This is a genomic window from Bacillus sp. 22483, assembly GCF_052044605.1.
Taxonomy (GTDB): Bacteria; Bacillota; Bacilli; order Bacillales; family Bacillaceae; genus Bacillus; species Bacillus altitudinis.
The window spans coordinates 58,656-75,570 of the sequence record NZ_JBQENU010000016.1 but is presented as its reverse complement, the minus strand read 5'-3'; the positions used below and the strand labels follow the sequence as shown (position 1 = coordinate 75,570).

The 16,915-nt window shown below is 39.4% G+C and carries 24 protein-coding genes and 1 tRNA gene; 20 read left to right on the top strand and 5 right to left on the bottom strand.

Translation table 11 applies throughout. The annotated features are described in order from the left end of the window. The 19 genes from ACTJJQ_RS18085 to ACTJJQ_RS17995 form a co-directional block, all read left to right on the top strand. Positions 1-2,227 (top strand): transglycosylase SLT domain-containing protein (locus tag ACTJJQ_RS18085; RefSeq protein WP_440600476.1); only part of this gene is annotated, 2,227 nt, incomplete at its 5' end. Then, positions 2,220-2,888 carry a LysM peptidoglycan-binding domain-containing protein gene (locus tag ACTJJQ_RS18080; protein WP_007500584.1) on the top strand — a complete coding sequence of 223 codons (669 nt, stop codon included), beginning with the start codon at positions 2,220-2,222 and terminating at the stop codon, positions 2,886-2,888. The genes ACTJJQ_RS18085 and ACTJJQ_RS18080, both read left to right, overlap by 8 nt. A gap of 11 nt (positions 2,889-2,899) precedes the next feature. Continuing rightward, positions 2,900-3,910: an XkdQ/YqbQ family protein gene (locus ACTJJQ_RS18075; RefSeq protein ID WP_017367933.1), complete on the top strand. Its 1,011-nt coding sequence runs from the start codon at positions 2,900-2,902 to the stop codon at positions 3,908-3,910. After that, positions 3,907-4,173 carry a DUF2577 family protein gene (locus ACTJJQ_RS18070; protein ID WP_017358996.1) on the top strand — a complete coding sequence of 89 codons (267 nt, stop codon included), beginning with the start codon at positions 3,907-3,909 and terminating at the stop codon, positions 4,171-4,173. The genes ACTJJQ_RS18075 and ACTJJQ_RS18070 overlap by 4 nt, the downstream gene beginning before the upstream one ends. 14 nt (positions 4,174-4,187) lie before the next feature. Beyond that, positions 4,188-4,610 (top strand): DUF2634 domain-containing protein, encoded by a 423-nt coding sequence (locus ACTJJQ_RS18065; protein ID WP_342473511.1) that lies wholly within the window; start codon positions 4,188-4,190, stop codon positions 4,608-4,610. Then, positions 4,603-5,649 carry a baseplate J/gp47 family protein gene (locus tag ACTJJQ_RS18060; RefSeq protein WP_057079155.1) on the top strand — a complete coding sequence of 349 codons (1,047 nt, stop codon included), beginning with the start codon at positions 4,603-4,605 and terminating at the stop codon, positions 5,647-5,649. Before ACTJJQ_RS18065 ends, ACTJJQ_RS18060 begins: the two co-directional genes overlap by 8 nt. Further along, a complete protein-coding gene (locus ACTJJQ_RS18055) occupies positions 5,636-6,559 on the top strand; it encodes a YmfQ family protein (RefSeq protein WP_440600475.1) in 924 nt (307 codons plus the stop codon). Before ACTJJQ_RS18060 ends, ACTJJQ_RS18055 begins: the two co-directional genes overlap by 14 nt. Before the next feature lie 11 nt (positions 6,560-6,570). Then, positions 6,571-6,954, top strand: coding sequence for a phage tail-collar fiber domain-containing protein (locus ACTJJQ_RS18050; protein ID WP_017359000.1), 384 nt, complete (start codon positions 6,571-6,573; stop codon positions 6,952-6,954). A gap of 15 nt (positions 6,955-6,969) precedes the next feature. Beyond that, on the top strand, positions 6,970-7,848 hold the full coding sequence (locus ACTJJQ_RS18045; RefSeq protein ID WP_335364745.1) for a hypothetical protein: 879 nt from the start codon (positions 6,970-6,972) through the stop codon (positions 7,846-7,848). Positions 7,849-7,858: 10 nt separating this feature from the next. After that, positions 7,859-8,188, top strand: a complete 330-nt coding sequence (locus ACTJJQ_RS18040; RefSeq protein WP_335364744.1) for an XkdW family protein — start codon at positions 7,859-7,861, stop codon at positions 8,186-8,188. Then, positions 8,185-8,394 carry a phage portal protein gene (locus ACTJJQ_RS18035; RefSeq protein WP_072368326.1) on the top strand — a complete coding sequence of 70 codons (210 nt, stop codon included), beginning with the start codon at positions 8,185-8,187 and terminating at the stop codon, positions 8,392-8,394. Before ACTJJQ_RS18040 ends, ACTJJQ_RS18035 begins: the two co-directional genes overlap by 4 nt. Continuing rightward, positions 8,366-9,529 (top strand): pyocin knob domain-containing protein, encoded by a 1,164-nt coding sequence (locus ACTJJQ_RS18030; RefSeq protein WP_440600474.1) that lies wholly within the window; start codon positions 8,366-8,368, stop codon positions 9,527-9,529. Before ACTJJQ_RS18035 ends, ACTJJQ_RS18030 begins: the two co-directional genes overlap by 29 nt. Before the next feature lie 44 nt (positions 9,530-9,573). Then, on the top strand, positions 9,574-10,971 hold the full coding sequence (locus tag ACTJJQ_RS18025) for a hypothetical protein (protein ID WP_242730981.1): 1,398 nt from the start codon (positions 9,574-9,576) through the stop codon (positions 10,969-10,971). Between the two features lie 12 nt (positions 10,972-10,983). Continuing rightward, on the top strand, positions 10,984-11,304 hold the full coding sequence (locus ACTJJQ_RS18020; protein ID WP_025207861.1) for a hypothetical protein: 321 nt from the start codon (positions 10,984-10,986) through the stop codon (positions 11,302-11,304). After that, positions 11,301-11,444: an XkdX family protein gene (locus ACTJJQ_RS18015; protein ID WP_038475352.1), complete on the top strand. Its 144-nt coding sequence runs from the start codon at positions 11,301-11,303 to the stop codon at positions 11,442-11,444. Before ACTJJQ_RS18020 ends, ACTJJQ_RS18015 begins: the two co-directional genes overlap by 4 nt. 36 nt (positions 11,445-11,480) lie before the next feature. Then, complete coding sequence (locus ACTJJQ_RS18010) at positions 11,481-11,693, top strand: BhlA/UviB family holin-like peptide (RefSeq protein WP_017367922.1); 213 nt, start codon at positions 11,481-11,483, stop codon at positions 11,691-11,693. Between the two features lie 12 nt (positions 11,694-11,705). Then, positions 11,706-11,969: a phage holin gene (locus ACTJJQ_RS18005; RefSeq protein ID WP_019743388.1), complete on the top strand. Its 264-nt coding sequence runs from the start codon at positions 11,706-11,708 to the stop codon at positions 11,967-11,969. Positions 11,970-11,988: 19 nt separating this feature from the next. Beyond that, positions 11,989-12,807 carry a peptidoglycan recognition protein family protein gene (locus ACTJJQ_RS18000; protein WP_045034522.1) on the top strand — a complete coding sequence of 273 codons (819 nt, stop codon included), beginning with the start codon at positions 11,989-11,991 and terminating at the stop codon, positions 12,805-12,807. 102 nt (positions 12,808-12,909) lie between these two features. Next, positions 12,910-13,356 carry a hypothetical protein gene (locus ACTJJQ_RS17995; RefSeq protein WP_025207857.1) on the top strand — a complete coding sequence of 149 codons (447 nt, stop codon included), beginning with the start codon at positions 12,910-12,912 and terminating at the stop codon, positions 13,354-13,356. A gap of 59 nt (positions 13,357-13,415) precedes the next feature. Here the strand turns inward: ACTJJQ_RS17995 and ACTJJQ_RS17990 are convergent. The 5 genes from ACTJJQ_RS17990 to ACTJJQ_RS17970 form a co-directional block, all read right to left on the bottom strand. Beyond that, a tRNA-Ala gene (locus ACTJJQ_RS17990) sits at positions 13,416-13,488 on the bottom strand. A gap of 98 nt (positions 13,489-13,586) precedes the next feature. Further along, positions 13,587-14,870 carry a tyrosine-type recombinase/integrase gene (locus ACTJJQ_RS17985; RefSeq protein WP_440600473.1) on the bottom strand — a complete coding sequence of 428 codons (1,284 nt, stop codon included), beginning with the start codon at positions 14,868-14,870 and terminating at the stop codon, positions 13,587-13,589. After that, a complete protein-coding gene (locus ACTJJQ_RS17980) occupies positions 14,863-15,366 on the bottom strand; it encodes an ImmA/IrrE family metallo-endopeptidase (protein WP_411210653.1) in 504 nt (167 codons plus the stop codon). Before ACTJJQ_RS17980 ends, ACTJJQ_RS17985 begins: the two co-directional genes overlap by 8 nt. A 98-nt stretch (positions 15,367-15,464) precedes the next feature. After that, positions 15,465-16,094: a DUF4352 domain-containing protein gene (locus ACTJJQ_RS17975; RefSeq protein WP_440600472.1), complete on the bottom strand. Its 630-nt coding sequence runs from the start codon at positions 16,092-16,094 to the stop codon at positions 15,465-15,467. 56 nt (positions 16,095-16,150) lie between these two features. Further along, complete coding sequence (locus ACTJJQ_RS17970; RefSeq protein WP_252056568.1) at positions 16,151-16,516, bottom strand: helix-turn-helix domain-containing protein; 366 nt, start codon at positions 16,514-16,516, stop codon at positions 16,151-16,153. Between the two features lie 167 nt (positions 16,517-16,683). On the opposite strand from ACTJJQ_RS17970, the gene ACTJJQ_RS17965 reads away from it, so the two are divergent. After that, positions 16,684-16,881: a helix-turn-helix domain-containing protein gene (locus ACTJJQ_RS17965; protein ID WP_144470926.1), complete on the top strand. Its 198-nt coding sequence runs from the start codon at positions 16,684-16,686 to the stop codon at positions 16,879-16,881. The last annotated feature ends 34 nt before the right edge of the window (positions 16,882-16,915 follow it).

Here is a 16,915-nt window from a genome sequence, read left to right as displayed (position 1 = left end):
TCTAGTCAATGCCTGGACATGGATACAAGAAACATTCAGTGCAGTAGCAGGCTGGTTTATCGAAAACGTCTGGACACCGCTAAGCGACACAGTCGTTACGGTAGCAACCACGATTTGGACAAGTCTAGTCAATGCCTGGACGTGGATACAAGAAACATTCAGTGCAGTAGCAGGCTGGTTTATCGAAAACGTCTGGACACCGCTAAGCAGCACAGTTGTTACAGTCGCTACTGGGATTTGGACAGCATTATCAAATGCGTGGAAAACCATTCAATCAATTTTTGGAGCAGTATCCTCTTGGTTTATGAACAATGTATGGAATCCGCTTGTAGAAACGGTTGGAACCATCAAAGATAGCATTGGTAAGAAGTTTGAAGAAGCGTATAAAGTGGTGACAGATATATGGAATGGATTATCCAAATGGTTTAAGGATAATATTCAGACACCGATCGTAAAAGTGGCAGGTGCCATAAGTGATGGTTTTTCTAAAGCATTTAACTGGGTTAAAAAGATTTTTGACAAAGCGGGCGATGGCATTAATTTTGTAGTAAAACATTTATTTGGAGATCCTGATAAAAAAGCCACAGGCGGCTATATCACTCAACCTACCTTATCATGGATTGGTGAAGCAGGTAACGAATTTGTCATTCCAACTCAAAATAACCGGGGACGCGGGAAGATGCTGCTTGCACAGGCTGCTTCTCATCTTGGAATGTCTGTTGTGCCAAGCAGCAGCGGAGCAGCAAGTCCAGTTTCTAGCTCTCCAGCTCCAATAACGCCTAATGCTCCAGCAGCTCCAAATGCTTTTTCTGGTTCAATTGGTGGAACGGTTTCAATGAATGGAAACATCCAAGCTGCCAGCATAGGCGAGCAATTTAATCATGATTTTGAACAAGGGCTGAATCAAAAGGTCGTTTCACTTGATCAATGGAAGCAAAAAAACATTCAGCAGCCATTTAATCAAATGACATCAGATTCAGGAAAGTACGGACAACAAACGGTATCGGCATTTGCTACTGGCCAGCAAATGACACCAACAGGAACTGACAGCTTTTTGCAAAGTCGTGTAAAAGCACCATACCAACAAGTGATGACAGCATCACCAACTTGGGGTTCTGGAACTGTTAGTGGCTTTGCAACAGGTCAAAATGCCACATCAATTGGCACAAGCCAATATGTAGACCAACACGTCAAACAACCATTCCTGCAAGCCAAACAAGAATCACCAGGATGGGGTTCAGGAATGATCGACGCCTTCAATAGCGGCATGCGTTCAAAAGCAAGTGAAGTCACACAAGCTGCCAAAGAAATGGCGAAGAAAGTGGAACAGGCGTTTAGAGAAGAACTAGACATTCATTCTCCTTCGCGTGTCATGATGAGTCTAGGGAAATTCGCATCGATCGGTGTCGTCAAAGGGCTCGATTCAGTTGATGTGAAAAAGTTTGCTGAAAATCAAGCGGGTTCATTAATCGGAGCGTTCAGCGGTATGGGTGCTTCAGGTCTTAGTGTTCAGCAATGGCTCATGGCAGCTCTGATGGCGACTGGCACATCGATGAGCTGGCTTCCAGGTCTTATGACAATCGCTCAGCACGAATCAAATGGTAACCCGAAAGCCATCAACTTGTGGGATTCCAACGCCAAGAAGGGAACGCCTTCTAAAGGGTTAATGCAAACCATTGGACCGACCTTCCATTCCAATAAAGGCAAGGGCATGAATGATATTTGGAACCCAATTCATAATGCCGTAGCAGCCATTAACTACATTAAGGGCAGATATGGAACAGTCTTCAATACACCGGGATTACGGAGTATGAGAAGAGGCGGTCCTTATAAAGGCTACGCCAATGGCGGTCTGATTACTCAGGAGCAGGTAGCTAGAGTCGGTGAAGGAAACAAACGCGAATGGATTATTCCAGAAGAAAGAGGCATTCGCGGGAGATATTTATTGACGCAGGCAGCAAAGGCACTTGGGATGCAAGTCTATGATCCATCAAATGCATCTGCTCCTTTACCAGAATCACAGATGCAGCAAGTCACCTCAGCACAGTCAGCTGGGACTGCAACAACGTCAGGCAATAAACAAATCACCATCCAGTTCAATGGTGATCAGCATTTCCATAATGGACAGGATCAGCAATCGCTTGTCGAAAAAATTAGACAAATGCTTGTAGACGAATTGGAAGTAGAGCTTCAGACAGGAACGAAAGGGGTCGTGATCGATGGGTAAATCAGTGTATCAATTGTGGATTTCCCAAGGCAAGGAGAAGTTGCGATTCCCTGTGCTTCCATCCGAACTTGAGATCACAAATAATGTACAAAATGAAACAGTGAAGGTCTCCTCCTTTGGAGAACTGACTTTTATTGATGTACCATCGGCTAAACAAGTATCATTCACCTCATTATTTCCTAAGAAATATTCGCCAATTGCTGAATATAAAAGCATTCCATCACCAGAGAATGCAATAGCGAAAATTGAACGAATGATGCGTTCAAAGAAGTCTGTGCGACTAATTGTGACAGGGACTAAAATCAATATGACGTGCAGCATTGAGAGCTTCACACACAAGGAAGGGTCTTATGACATAGGTGATCGTGAATTTACGATCGAGTTAAAGGAATATAAAACCGCATCGCCTAGGAAAATCAAACGAAAGAAAAAAGCGAAACAAACCAAAAAGAAAAGACCCTCAAAAACACCACCAAAATTGTACACTGTCAAAAAAGGAGATACTCTTTGGGCCATTTCAGGCCGTTTTTATGGCGATAGTACAAAATGGCGGCGTATTTGGAATGCCAATAAAGCAGCGATGATCAAACGAAGTAAACGGAATATTAAACAGCCGGGACATTGGATTTTTCCAGGGCAAAAATTGAAAATACCACAATAGGGGGGCTGACATTGATTGAGCTTTTTGCCATCAGAAGCGGCACGATGTATGAGCTTGTCACAGAGAGTGTGACACTTCAGGGGCAAAGGTATCAGGCCCCTCGCTCTATTCAGGCGAATATTATCACAAAGCAAGGCAGTCAAACATATTACCGTGTCTCAGAAGGAGACACGGTTCTTTTTAAATGGAAAGGAAAAGAGCTGTTCAGAGGCATCGTGTTTTCTAGGACGCCTGTTGAAGGAAAGCTGACCTTTACCGCATACGATATGCTCCAATATTTAGTGAAAAACCAAGATGTATATGTTTTTTCAAATCAACGGGCAGATCAAATTTTGAGGCGGATCGGGGCAGACTTTCAAATTCCTATGACATCCATCGCAAATACAGGACATGTCATGAAGTCTCTCGTTTTTAAAAATGACACGAGTTTATATGACATCATTTTAAAAGCATTGAAAGAAACGAAGCGGCAAACCGGTAGAAATTATCAAATTTATTCTGCTAAAGGCAAGATGGGACTGAGAGCTTGGCCCGATCCAGAGGACGTGTGGGTCATTGAATCAGGCGTCAACCTCATCGGTTATCAGTACAGCACCTCCATTGAAGAGACAGCAACACGTGTGAAGATGCGCACGTCTGTAGACGAACAGGGGAAGAATAAGAAAAAAGGTAGCAAATCAGATATTGTGGTGATCGAACAGGACAAAGCGGGTCAGAGTCAGTACGGCATTTTACAGCATGTGGAGACGGTCACAGGTCAAATCAACCAGCCGCAGCTTCAAAAAAGAGCGAAAGTACGCCTAGCTGAAAAAAAAGGCGTCAAACAAGAAGTGAAAAGCATACAAGCACTCGGAATCCCTGAACTGCAAAGCGGTCTGCCAATCTATTTGAAAATCCCTGAAATCAACATCAAAAAAACCTACTGGATCGATCAAGACAAGCATGAATTCAATGGAGTGAAGCACACCATGACAATTGACGTCGTTGAGAAAAATTCCATGCCAAAGGGTGATCAAGCATGAGATTAAGTGAAGCAATTAAACGACTCGCTGTCAATGCAGTAGATGCAGCTTCTCCAATTGATCTGGTGATTGGAGAGGTCACAATGGCTTCGCCTCTTCACATCCGATTAAATGAAAATAGTAAGCTGATCATTCCAGAAGAACTGCTTATTTGGCCTAAACGCTTAAATAAGGGTGAGGATGATGAGTTGAAAAGGGGAGACAGCATTATGGTACTTGCAATGGCAGGAGGGCAGTCCTTTTACATCATCGACAAATTGTAAGGGAGGTGATGAATGTGGCACTTTCACCAGAGGAAGAAATCGAGGAAACAGAAGAAGACGAAGAGGTAGAAACCTCGACGACGTATCGCATAGATTTTGAAAATGGTAGGCTGACAAATGAAGCCGTTACAGGCATTGAAGCGATCCGACAATTTATTTATATGACATTGAGAACAGAGCGCTATGCACACCCCATTTACAGTCACGACATTGGTACTGAAATTCAGGAGCTATTGACCGATACAGAAGCAACAGATGAATACAAAGAAATGGAGATTCCAAGATTGCTAGAAGAAGCATTGGTCGTTGATGAGCGGATTGATCATATTGAAGAGATAGAGGTCACGAAGCAAAATGATGCCTTTCAAGTCAAACTAGCCATTGTCACAGATGAAGGCACATTAGAAATAGAGGAGGTGATGGAGGGAGATGTTTGAGGAGCAAACGTATGAGGCGTTGATGGAAAGAATGCTGGACAGGCTGCCAGATGACATAGATAAAAGAGAAAACAGCGTCATTTGGAATGCCTTGGCACCTGCTGCTGCTGAACTGGCTCAGTCGTATATTTGGCTTGATCAAGTATTTGAGCTTGTCTTTGCTGATACAGCACAGGGGGAATTTTTAGATCGACGAGCAGCAGAAGTGGGGATTGAACGAAAGCCAGCCACTACAGCGGTGTGGTCCGTAACCATTCAACCAGAGAACGTAAACATTCCAGCAGGATCAAGATTCTTTATTGAAGATGTTTATTTTCAATTTTCAAAGGACGGTACACTTGAATGCGAGACAACAGGTACAGCCGGCAATGGGCAATTAACAGGTCAGCCGCTGCTATCGCTTGATACAATTCCAGGTCTAGAGTCGATGATCATGAAGGAATTGGTGATACCAGGGCAAGAGGAAGAAGATGATGCGTCATTATACGATCGGTATTTAATACGCGCAAGGCGAGAGGCTGTCAGTGCCAACAGAGCACATTACAAAAAGTGGGCCGAGGAAGTGGTTGGTGTCGGCAGAGCGAAAGTATTCCCGCTATGGAATGGAGAGGGAACGGTCAAAATTGTCATCACAGATGGCAATCTAGATGTAGCATCTGAGCTTCTTGTCAAAAGGGTCCAGGAGTATATCGATCCTGTACCGGGAGAAGGAGAAGGGCAAGCTCCTATTGGTTCAAAAGCAACCGTGGAAAGCGCCAAGTGGCTGGATATTGACGTAGAAGTGTCCGTCGAACTTCAGATGGACTGGACACTTGAGGGTGCGCAAAAAGAAATAGAAGAAAAGGTCAAAGCACTGTTAAAATCAATCGCATTTGAAAAAAGTACGATTCGAATGTCCGCCTTAAATGATATTTTGTACCATTCAGAGAGTGTGTCTGATTATGCAAACGTCTTATTGAATGGGGAGTCAAAAAACTTAGTATTACAGGACATTGAGATACCACGTCTGAGGCAGGTGAAGGTTATTGAGCAAACTTGATGAAATGAAAAACTACTTGCCGCCTTATTTCGCAGAGATTTATGATGTGGATCATTTACTAAAAACAGAGGCACCAGAGTTTGAACAATTGGACGAATCCATTTTTGATGTAACGGATCAGTTCTTCCCTTTAACAGCGACGTGGGGATTGAATCGATGGGAAAGAATGCTCAAGGTGCAGCGAGAGTCAGATGATTCGATTGAGCTGCGCAGAGCGCGATTACTTAATATGATGTCGAACATTCCACCAATTACGTATCTTTCATTAGAGAAATCTGTGAATCGATTTCTTAAAAATCCGAGTGCGATCATCCGACTTACAACCAATCGTTATCATTTTGCATTGCGTGTCAACCTGGATGACCTGCAAAACACAAGATATATCGTCGAAATACTCGAAACGTTAAAGCCAGCACATTTGGCGTATACGTTCACCGCCATTCATCATACCGATGTTCATGAAACAAATGATCATCACCAGCGGCTCACACTGCGAAGCAGAGTGGGCTTTTTCGATCATATTCCAATTTTACTCAATGGTGAATTCGTATTAAATGGAACGTTCTATCTTAGCGGGATACGAGGTATTACGGAGGTCCCTGCTCGCTTTCGGCATTCATTAAAGATGAGAATGCCGCTTCAACAAGAGAAAGAAACAGCATATCGTCTGAATTATGTCATGACTGGAGCATCGCATGAAACGAAGCAAGCAGCTACGCTGACTTTGCGCGCAAAGAACCAGCTTTCACATCAAACGAAAAAGAGGATGACGTTCCGCTTACCGGTACATGTTCAAAATGAACAAGGCGGCAGTTTACTGATCAAGGAGCATTATTGGATTCTCGATGGATCCATTCCGCTTGATGGAACAAAAATGCTAGCAGCAACTTCTAAAAAAATAGACCTATAAGGAGGATCACAATGGCTGATCAATTAACCGTAACCACACTATATGCACGTCAACAAATGGCAAAGGCACGAGCAGAAGGAACAAAACTCACAAAAGTCGTCAAAATGGCATTCGGAAATGGAGGAACAAAGGATGGAAAACCGATCTCTCTTGACGGAACCGAACAAGCACTCAAAAAAGAACTGATTCAAAAAAATATTGATTCATTTACCTTCATGGAACCGGCAAAAATCCGCTACACCTGCACCATCGCTGAAGGAGAACTCGCAGGCGAAGTCATCAATGAACTAGCCCTTGTCGACGAGGCCGGCAAATTCACCGCCATCCGCACCATGACAGACAAACAAAAAGACGGCGACATCGAATTTGTTTTTGAGATTGATGATATTTATTAATGGAGGGGAAAAGAAGTGGACATAAAATCACCTTTACCGTTTGAAACCTCTGACAAAGCCCATGCCAACTTATTTAACCGGATGGTCAACACACTTGTGGAGAATGATAATGCGCTCAGTAAACAATTAGAAGGAATCACAAATGAAAGCTTGTTCATTTTAACAGGCGATCAAGCCATTCAAGATGCATCAGTCAGCGGTGAGGAATATCCGATTGGCATTACGTTGATGGCTATTACTGAATCGAATGATACTGGATACCCTACAAGATATGGTTTTGTGAAGAACGAAAAAATAAACGAGTATCGTTTTGTACAATATTATTATGGCAATGGTAATGAAGCAGGTAGTTATTTTACTAGTACAGGTATTTGGTTTAGACAGTGGTATATTGCCTCTGGTTGGACCGAGTGGCACAAAATATCTGGTTTTCTTCATACGAATATTGGTACAACTGGTAAGCAGCTGTTAACCAAGGGAGAGTACCAAAAAGTCCTTTTTAATCGAAAAATAAAAGATAGTCATAACAATTTTGATATCAATAATAATCGCTTCATCTGCCCTGAAAATGGAATGTATTTAGTAAATGCAGGTGTTTATATTGAAAGCTTTCAACGATACGCGAACTTTGAATTATCGATCTATTTGAATGGAAAAAGATATAAAAATATTGCACAACAAAGGCAAAGTCCGGTAAGCCCATCTGATACGTTGAGCTTTAGTATGGGACTTTATGGTGCTGCAAATGTACCGGCTAATAAGGGGGACTATTTAGAAATGTACCTATATGTAGGGTATGACGGAGACGTTAGTCGTTATGTATCTGATAATTCAGGTTGGTACAACTATTTCGATATTACGGAAATAGGCGGACGAAATTTCCCGAGAGTGTAGGAGGATTCTGATGATTTTATATGAAGCCATTAAGTATAAATACCCCGAAGCGGACCCCCAAAAAGATTTTGAACTAAGAAATGATGGTGACGGTTCGTATATAAACGAGTGGCATTTAAATGTGCCAAAGCCAACGGCAGAAGAATTGAAAAAATGGTGGGAGGAATCCCAAGCCAACCCGAGGTATCAACCACCTCTTCCACTAGATTATCTAGCACAAGAAGTAGCCAAAGAAAAGCTGATGAGAAAACAACTTGAGCACCAATGTGATCTTCTAACAAACGAACTAAAAGCGCTGAAAAATGAGATCCTCTTCATTAAAGGAGGGAGTGAAACATGAATTATTGGGTCATGGCATTATATTTTCAATGGGTGACACCTGAGTTGGTCAAACAAGCCATTGAATTAGGGGATTGTTCAATGGAAGAGATGAAAGAGGGATATCACCAGCACATACTGACTTTAGAGCAATTAAAAGAAATTGACCCAAACTTTCTAAAAGAAGGAGTAGATCGAAATGGAGATAAAAAAACCAAAGTCATTTGAAGTTAGCGACAAAGCCCATGCTGATTTATTCAATGACATGGTAAAGGTTTTACTTGAGAATGATCAGGGGCTACTTGAGCAACTTTTAACTCATAAAAGTGATGTCAATTTACATTCCTCAGATGTGGAAAAGAAAAAGTGGAATGAATCACAAATTTATAAAATAACAGCAGATAACGGTATGCAGCTTATCAATGTCTCTGCTGATTCAAAAATATTTGATGCGATTAAGGATAAAGGGACATGTACATTTTATGCAGCTTCTGGAGTCGAAGATTCTCCATCACCGTCAAATATATCACTAAGAGGTATGCAAATAGTTGGCCAAAATAATATAGGAGCAGGCTTTGCAGTAGACATAGCGGGGAATGCATATAGTTTTTACTACAATTCTGGTCACACTACGATTACGTGGACACCTCTACCAAATTTATCAGATTTAAATAAATGGAATGGCAGCCAATTAATTAAAATTACAAATGACACGGGTGGCGTACGTGTATCTGTAGGAACTACAGAGAGTTTACTCGATAAAATTACACAGGCGGGAAAGGCATTTGGCACATTTTATTCTCCAGCTGGTGTACAGGACAATCCTTCAGCTTTATCTGCACGCGGTTTTTATCACTTTACATCTGCGGACAGTAATAACAAGGGGACGTTTGGATGGGTGATTGCTGTAGATTATCGCAATAACGTCTTTACGAACTATCTTGATTTAAATTTAGGCTGGCAGGGCTGGCGTAGATTACTGACTGATGCGGATGATGAGGTGAAGTGGAACAAGGTAGAACTTCCGCAGCTCGATAATGGTTGGAAAATATATAATTCTGTCGATGGTATTCCCCACACCGTGCAATATAGTAAAGATGCATTAGGTGTGGTTGAAATTATTGGGTCAATTACCGGTGGTAAGGTTGGTTTTGACTCTGTTGCTTTTACCTTAAAAGAAGGATTTAGACCAATACAATCGACTCACTTTATTGGAGTAGCGTCAAGCATAGGTAAGAGTAGTACACCACAAATTCATAGGACATCAATCGGGACAGATGGAAAAGTTTGTGTCCAATATTGTTCTAATGATCTGAATCCTAATGAATTTATCACGTTTGGTTTCCGATTTAGAACGAAGTGAACTAGCTGCTGTTATCATAATATCGCTTAAATAATATAGTTTTTTTGAAAGGAGAAACAATCATAAAAACACCTCAACCTTTTAAGACGAGTGATAAAGCTCATGCAGATCTCTTTAACGATTTAGTGAAAATTTTGATTGAAAATGATCAGGAACTACTAGAACAATTCAACCTTCATAAGGGAGATCCAATTCCTCACGTATCTGGTTCAGAAAAGAAAAAATGGAATGAATCACAGCTATATAAACTGACAAATGATAACGGGTCCCAATTGATTAATATCCCTGCTGGTGGCAGTATCTACGAGGGAATTAAAGCGCTAGGGGCTTGCTCATTTTATGCGCCAGGTGGTTCTGGAGTAGTCGATTCTCCAGCTATAGGAAATGCTGCATTAAGAGGCTTGCAGCTAGTAGGTCAAAATAATATCGGTGTAGGAATCGCAATCGACACTTCAGGTAATGCATTTTGTTTTTACTATCATGTGAATGACATTGCGATCAATTGGCTGCAAATGCCTACTCAAAACGAAAAAAATAAATGGGATGCAGGACAATTATCTAAAATTACTGCTGACGATGGAAAAGCTTTTGAAAGAATTAATGCGGAGGATCCTAGTATTTTAGATAAGCTGATAAAATTGCCTGGAGTTCATTCATGGTACATTCATGAAGCACATCCAGATCTTCCGACAAGAAGTTCAATGAGGGCTTTGTCTGTTTTTAGTGAAAATACCTATGGATGGGTCATCGGTGCAAACAATACAGGAGATGTCTATATTAATCGTTCAACAACTGATGTAACGGGTACACAACAAGAGTGGAGCGGTTGGAAACGTCTCAATGACCATAACCTATTAAATTCAAAGGGATTAAGACTTTCAATGTCAATAGGAACTGATATTTTAACGCTGCCATCCGGCTTTTACTTTGCTGTAGGATCTAATATTGTAAATATGCCTGTCGATAATGATTCTTCTTGGTTTAATATCGATATCTTAGAAACTGTAAATGGTAGAAAGACCATTCATGTCTGCAGAAGTTACGACAACACTCATTGGTTCGGAACAGTCCATACTGATGGTGTTTTTAAAGGGTGGAAAAAACTAGTGACTGATGCTGATTTTGAAAATGTTAAGTGGCTAAATGTAACCTTAGGTAATGGTTCTTCTATTGGAGAAAGACCAGTTGAATATACTAGATGGGGAAATTTATTATTGTTGAGAGGTCACCTAAAAGCAAATAGAGAAGTTATCTGTGGAAGTATTCCAATTACAGGCTTACCAGATAAAGGACTAGTAGTATCAGTTCCCGTATCAGGTACAACGGGTCATAGTAAATTACTTATATACAAAACAGGAGAGCTAAAGTTAACTGGTTTATTATCAGCAAATGATAGTGCGGTAACTGGCTACTATTTAGACACGGTCATCCCATTAAATTAAGGAAGTGATAGTATGATACAAGTCTATGAATACAATCATCGATACGAATTGGTCAAACCTATAGAAGTGTCTCAGGTGGATGACGAAGGAAATTATGTAGTGCCAGATCAATGTACAACAATTGCTCCACCTAATAATCCATCCTTCTATAAAGCAGCATTTGATGTAAAAAAACAACAATGGTATGAATCAGCGACCCAAGAGTATATAGACAGCTTAAAACCGGCCCCTCTCCCGCCAAGTGATATAGAACTTTTAAAGAAACAAAATGCTTTGTTATCAAAACAATTAACGCAGCTATTAGCTATGCAAAAAGCAGGTGCTTCAGAATGATGTTTCCAACTGTAGCGGATATCAAACAATTCTGGGACTGGCAGTGTTACGGCCCAGAGGACATTGCATTTTATGTAAGCATTGGCTGGATCTCGGCAGAAGACTATCAAAATATAACTGGAGAAATGTACAAAGCCTAATGGCTTTATTTTTTTGCCGGAAAGAAGGTGATTCAAATGGAAGTAGATGTCGTTCAAAACTTAATGACACAAGGCCCATTCGCCGTTCTTTTTTGCTGGATTCTGTTTTATGTTCTCAACACTACAAAAGAACGAGAAAACAAACTCAATGAGCAAATCGAGGCGCAAAATGATGTGTTAGCAAAGTTTAGTGAGAAGTATGACGTCGTGATCGACAAGCTCGATAAAATTGAACGGAATTTAAAATAGGAGGGAAACATCATGAAAACATTCGACAAAGGCACTGTGATTCGCACAGTGCTTCTTTTTATTGCGCTTATCAACCAAACGCTTGTCATGTTTGGACAAACAGTGCTGCCGATTAGCGAGGAGCAAGTGCAAACCGCAGGAGAGGCACTATATGTGGCAGGTTCCACAATTTTCACTATGGTCACTGCCGTGATCGCTTGGTTTAAAAATAATTATGTGACCTATAAAGGTCAATTGCAAAAAGATGCCCTGAAACAAAGAGGGTTAACAAAATAATTTTTGAAGGAGAAACAATATGGTGAAGATCATTCAAGCACTCATCCCAAAACAAAATCGCAACAGACCAGGAAACAGGATGAAGCCGCTCTATATTACGGTGCATAATACATCGAACACTGGACGGGGGGCTGATGCGGCAAATCATGCAGCATTTGTTGCTCGGGCAAGTACCGGGGTTAGCTGGCACTACACGGTCGATGATCAGGTCATTTATCAGCATTTACCTTTAAACGAAAATGGCTGGCACGCAGGAGATGGCAGGGGAACCGGCAATATGAAATCAATTGGAATTGAAATTTGTGAAAATGCAGGCGGTAACTTTGAACAAGCCGTTGAAAACGCCCAATGGCTCATTCGAAAACTGATGGGGGATTTAGGAATTCCTTTATCAAACGTGGTGCCGCATAAGCATTGGAGCGGGAAAGAGTGTCCGCGTAAGCTGTTAAATCGGTGGGATGGCTTCAAAGCTGGTATTGCATCAGCATCAAGTCAAATGACAACAGCTAAACCTGTGAAAGAAACATCTATCAAAACCATATCAACGAGATCAACATCTAAAACCAACAAGGTCAAAAAAACATACAGTTTGCCTGCAGGTATTTTAAAAGTGACGAAGCCTCTTACAAAAGGGTCAGCTGTAAAAGCTGTACAACAAGCCTTAGCATCGATTTATTTTTATCCTGATAAGGGAGCGATCAATAATGGAATCGATGGGTACTACGGACCCAAGACTGCGAATGCAGTGTCTCGATTTCAAATGATGCATGGGTTAACCCCAGATGGCATATATGGTCCAAAGACCAAAGAAACATTAAGAAAGGTCATAGAAAGTTAACACATATGGAATGAATCAACCCTTTTCTATTATAAAAAAGTAAAATAAAACCATTTTTGGAGTTATTTGTTGTATAATGGTAAAAATGAATGGAGGGGTTGTATGAAGCGGATAAGTGTAATGATGTCTCTTTGTTTCATTGTCATGTTCCATTTTAATATGGAAAAGGTTGCAGCTAAGACCATTTATCGAGAAGTAGAAGTTGATTTCATCATGACGGAACAGGAAAAAGATCTGTGGGTACCAGGAGGTCAAAATAATCCTGAACAATATCCATCTACTTATGGCTACCAATTTTCTATACTAAATGCAGAGGGTTGTACTCTAGAGGTGACACTCTACAGAACATCCTTATCAGGAACGGATTTTCCGTCATCAGTCAAAGAGTATACAGGTAACCAATATGATCTAAGTGCAACAGACCGAATTTTATCAAGTGGGCGTTACATTTATAGACCCCATGGTATTAAACTGACCAAAAAAGAAGGCTGTGGGGATGTTGAGATAAAAGGAGTCTTTGGTTATCAAATTCAAGAACCAGACAAATAATCTCTTATGAGTAAAATCAAATGAAAAAGCCTATCCATCATTGGATAGGCTTTTGATAATGGAGCATAGCGGGATCGAACCGCTGACCTCTACGCTGCCAGCGTAGCGCTCTCCCAGCTGAGCTAATGCCCCGGGATGTTTCAACAAATATTATTATATTTAATTCCCCCTTAGAATACAAGGGGGAAGGCTATTTTTTTATTTTTGATGAGAAATCTCTCAAATTTGTATTATGCATTATTTTTAACCTTGGGGACGACTTGGGGACGGAAATTTCCTATCTCTGAATTTGTGTTTCTCAGATGTTTAGGATCAAACTTGTTAAAGTGATTCGCTGCACTCTTTTTCATTTCATCTGTTACATGGCCATATATATCAGATGTTGTTCTGGCGCTAGCGTGTCCGGCACGTCTTTGAATAGCACTTATGCTTTCGCCGGCTTCCATCAATAAAGCAACCATAGTGTGACGTAGATCATGTAAACGGATATTTTTTATTTTATACTTTTGTGTAATGCGGTTCCACTTTGTAGTTGGAGTAGTAAAGTAATAAGGCTTACCAAGACCACTATGAAAAATGTATTGGTGATCTCCACCTTCCCAGGCATCATTAAGCTTTTCCTTTTCTCTTTTCCACATATGATAGTAAAGAGACAGTTCATTCATGTACCAATCTGGCATCTGCACAAACCGTTTTGAACTTTTAGACTTAGGGTCTTTCACATGCGGTTTGCCTTGAATTGTCTTTGAAAGTGAACGATTAATTTTAAATCCACCAGCATCCCAATCCACATCTAAATGCCATTCAAGTGCAAGACCTTCGCCTCGTCTTAATCCTCCTATCATCGCTGCTAAGAAATAAAGTCTCCATTTAATATCAACTTCTTCATATAGAATCTTAATACATTGAGCAGCTTCATCTGCTTCAAAATAGTTCATTTCTTTCTTCTCGTTGACTGGCAAGGGCAATCCCTTCATTGGATCAATCTTGATAATCTTCCATTCTTCAGCTGCGGTTTTAAAAACTACCTGCAGTAATTTAAAGATATCTAATATTGTTCTTTCTCCTAATCCTCCTGGCTTACCGTCTTTTCTAGCCCCATCCTTTGATAAATCATCTAAAAAGTCTACGATGTGTAAACTCTTTATACGTTCTATCCTCATATGTCCAAAAACAGGAAGGATATGATTTTTCAAGTGGCGCCAATAAACATCTGATGTTGTCAAAGAGTAAGGTTTTCCGTTCTTTTGATAGAGCTTCTTTTCTTTCCACTTATTGATGAAGGATTCAAATGTTAGTTTTTCTGGCTCAATATATTCTCCAGAATGGACTTCCATCTTGAACTGATAAAGTTGATCAGAGAGGTATTCCTGTAATTTTCTTTTTGTTTTTAGCAGTTTATGATCTTCTATACGAATAGTTTTATATTTTCTTAACCTTTTACCGTTAGCATCATATCCAATTTCAACAACTAATCTAAAAGAATTGCTACCTCTTTTTTCAATGCTAGCCATATAAAACGCTCCTTGTCTGAGAAAAAGTTTTTTGATAATAAAGATTTAAACGGTGATTCGCAAATTCAGGAGTAACATTGAAAATGTTAGAAATCTTCAAGACAGCTAGTTCATGTTCTTTGGGTAAATCCAAATCCATTAACATGAATGTTGGAACGCAAAAATGATAAGCAAAATAATTTGCTTGTTTTTCTTGATAGATATTCCATAAAGTTTTGGTCAAATGGAAATTTGAGAATTGACTGGATTGTCTAACAATATGACAAAGTTCATGGGCGAAATCTTGCCATTGTTCTTCTTTAGATAGGTTTTTATTTAGAAAAATAGTGTACAGGTTGTTAATCTCAACATAATGACTTGTGTCATTAACATAAAATATCCAAATATCTAGGTCATTAGCTATTTTGTATTTGTCTAATTGATAAGATTCATTTATGCCAATATTACTAAGGAATGACTCAATCCAATCTTCTAGATGACTATTTATATACCTCAATGTTATTTAGCCCCTTTCTACAATGAAAATATAATCGGATAGAAAAGAAACGTATGTTCTGTTTTTAGTTAAAAATAAAAGCCCAAAAAGGGCATTTATTATTTAGTTTTAAAGAATAGTTTACCTGTAGTGGATATACTTTTATAAGCTATTAAAAAGTCATCTTCTTTTTCTACTTGGTTCACTATGTAACCATCAAGAGAGCCGCCATTATAAACTTCTCCCTTAAAGTCCTTTGGTGCTATAAAGCCCAGCTCCTGTGTGTAAGGAGATCCATCACTAGAAAAAAAATCGAAGTTAAGAATTGGGCTGAATAGAAGAGGTTCATCATCAGTTTCAGAATCTGTCATTTTCACTTTGACCTTAACAAGTGCCCATTCAAATCCTTTTTTCGGTTTATCGACTGTGCTATTAGTGTCATATAAAACATCAAATGCTTTATCGCCCCGAATAACCTCTTCTACGTTCATTTTTAATTCAGCAGTATATTCATTATCTGAAGTACTTATGTAATCTTCGAAATAAATTGGCTCTTTAATAGGTATTGGAGCGGTTCGTGTTCCATCTGCTTCTTTTTTAGTTTTCTTCTTAGCAGATGAATCTTTATTTGGTTCTTCCTGTTTATCGCTCTTTTCATTTGATTCATTTACTTTAGTACTTTGTGCACTACAAGCAGCTAAAGAAGTTATTATTAACAAAATAAGTAAGTGAAAAAAAGTCTTTTTCAAAAAAGCGCCCCCTTTTAAGAAATAACATGAAGTGAAAGTGATTAAAGTGTCTTTATTTAATCACCATTGAAGTCATTTTGTTTATCCCCTGGTTTACGACCTTCCTGGAGTCTTAGTGCTCTTTCAATTCTTTCAATTCTCTTTTCTATATCTGTATCTCCATCACTTGCAGCAGTAGACGCGTTGCCTGATCTCAGAAGTTGTTCTGCTTCAAACCTATAATCTTTTCCGGTTAGTAAATAATCTGTTGATACTCCAAAAACCTCAGCGATTTTCACAATTTCAATATCAGTTAAAGGACGCGTTCCTTTTTCTATTCTGTTCATTACACTGACATTCATATTGATTTTTTGAGCCAACTCTTTTTGATTCCATTGTTTTTGTTCTCTTAATTTTATTATTCTTTCGCCTACAGCCAGCATCATTAATCACCAACTTTCTATATTAGCAATATAAATCTTAACATTTTTCCAATGTAGAAAAAAATAAATTGCTAAATTAGAAATAAAACAGTTGAAATTTCTTTTTTAGAAATGTATTATTGAATCAACGACAAGATTTCTAAAACAGAAATCGAGAGGAGGGAAATATGTTAGATTTAAAATTTGTCAAATCAAGACGTAATGTCAAACAAATTAATTTGCAACAAATGGCCAAAGCTCTAGGATTCAAAAATGCTTCAACATATATGAAATATGAGACTGGAGAATATGCCTTTAAAGCAAATCATCTCCCAATCTTGGCAAAAGAATTAGACTGTGACATTAAGGATTTCTTTCAGAATTAAATTTCTTAAATAGAAATTAAATTAATGATTAGGA